This window comes from Chitinophaga polysaccharea (genome assembly GCF_007829335.1).
In the GTDB taxonomy this organism is placed as follows: domain Bacteria; phylum Bacteroidota; class Bacteroidia; order Chitinophagales; family Chitinophagaceae; genus Chitinophaga; species Chitinophaga polysaccharea_B.
In genome coordinates this window covers 1-1,398 of sequence record NZ_VIWO01000021.1, presented here as the reverse complement: position 1 = coordinate 1,398, position 1,398 = coordinate 1, and the positions used below count along the sequence as shown (strand labels likewise).

The 1,398-nt window shown below is 44.0% G+C and carries 1 protein-coding gene; it reads right to left on the bottom strand.

Translation table 11 applies throughout. The annotated features are described in order from the left end of the window. Window positions 1–217 precede the first annotated feature (217 nt). Window positions 218–1,317 (bottom strand): IS3 family transposase gene (locus tag FHW36_RS30380; protein WP_394349268.1). Its coding sequence is split into 2 segments (ribosomal slippage): window positions 218–1,062 and window positions 1,062–1,317, totalling 1,101 coding nucleotides; the frame shifts between segments, so codons are not numbered across the junction. Window positions 1,318–1,398 lie beyond the last annotated feature (81 nt).

Genomic DNA, 1,398 nt, shown 5'->3' with positions numbered 1-1,398 from the left:
TTGAGGTCCCCCCATTTGTCGGGTCAGTGTGAGATAGAGAAAGCCGGGCTATTGATGTCCCCCCATTTGTCGGGTCAGTGTGAGATAGAGAAAGCCGGGCTATCTAAAGATACAAAACTGATGGGAAAAAGATGTCTTTTCTGATGCCGTTGGTTTATATTCTACTGCCGCAAAAGACGTCTTTTTATCATCAGGATTTATTTTTATTTCTACCATCTCAATATTCGTTCTGTTTGCAATTGGCTACAAACTGAGCAGGTGTTAGTTCGTTTAATGAGCTATGTGGTCTAAAGGTATTATACTCTTGTACCCAGTTGCTAATTTTCTCATAGGCATCATCCAAGGATAAGAACCAGTTTACGTTTAAGCACTCATCCCTGAATGAACCGTTGAAGGATTCTATGAATGGGTTGTCTGTAGGTTTACCTGGTCTAGAATAGTCCAGCACAACCTTGTTTTCATATGCCCATCGATCAAAATCCTTCGAGATAAATTCACTTCCATTATCGACTTGTATCCGTTTTGGGACGGTGCCATTCTCCCGCTTAAGAGTTTCCAGAGCCTCCACTACATCTATCCCCTTGATGGATTTCCCGACCCGGATCGCATGGCAGTAGCGACTAAAATTATCGACTATAGTTAACGACCTGAATTTACGTCCGTCGAAGAGAGCATCGGCTACGAAATCCATGCTCCAACATTGGTGTAAATTAGTGATATTGGGTCTTTCCAGACGGTGTGCCGCTGATTTATTCCTTCGTGGTCTTTTGCTGCGTAGGTTAAGCCCTTCTTCTTTGTAGATCCTATGAATCCTTTTATGATTGTCCTTAAACCCCTCTCTGCGTAACAGTATGTAAATCCGCCACATCCCATATCTGACCCTCGCCTCTGAAATCTCGCGCATTCGTTGGCGAAGGTGCCGATCTTCTCGACGGCGCGAACGGTAATGCCAATTGGACCAGGGCATGCAAACTACGCGGCAGGCTCTTCGAAGGGATACCTGGTAGTCGGCAGTTAAATGGGTTACCAACTGCCGTAGTTGACGGGTTTTCAAAGATTTTTTTTTAGCACATCCTGCAACATCTGTTTGTCCAGGCTTAAATCTGCGACAATCTGCTTCAGCTTCGCATTTTCGTCCTGAAGTTGCTTCAGTTGCCTTAGCTCACTCATTCCAAGTCCTCCATACTTTTTCTTCCAGTTGTAAAAAGTAGCTTCGCTGACACCCATTTGCCGGCATACTTCTTGGACCTTTACACCACTGTCCGCCTGCTTAAGCGCAAACACAATCTGGCTTTCGGTAAATTTTGTTTTTTTCATGAGCAATTTTTCATGTTTAAATTATGAATTATTGCCCGATTTCTCTACTTTTCAATGGCCCGATTTATTGGGGGGAGGTCA